The organism is Brucella tritici (assembly GCF_008932295.1).
Lineage (GTDB): Bacteria > Pseudomonadota > Alphaproteobacteria > Rhizobiales > Rhizobiaceae > Brucella > Brucella tritici.
The window spans coordinates 1-219 of sequence record NZ_WBWA01000146.1 but is presented as its reverse complement, the minus strand read 5'-3'; the positions used below and the strand labels follow the sequence as shown (position 1 = coordinate 219).

Genomic DNA, 219 nt, shown 5'->3' with positions numbered 1-219 from the left:
AGCGGATCATGCCCTGGAAAGCATCCTGGCCATCAAGAACGGAACGCTTGTCGTCCCACTTGGTGTACGAAACTTCCGGGGTGATCGTGAAACCAGGAACCAGTTCGTAAGCAACGTTTGCGGTTGCTGCGAAGGTCTTGGTGTCGTCGTAAGCGAGCTGCAGGTTGAAGGTAGCCTTTTCGGTTGCCTTGAATGCAGCGCCACCCCAGACAGCCCAGT

At 55.7% G+C, this 219-nt stretch carries 1 protein-coding gene; it reads right to left on the bottom strand.

Translation table 11 applies throughout. The features are described from left to right. A partial coding sequence (locus F9K91_RS25830; protein ID WP_208852745.1) for a porin occupies positions 1 to 219 on the bottom strand: 219 nt, incomplete at both ends.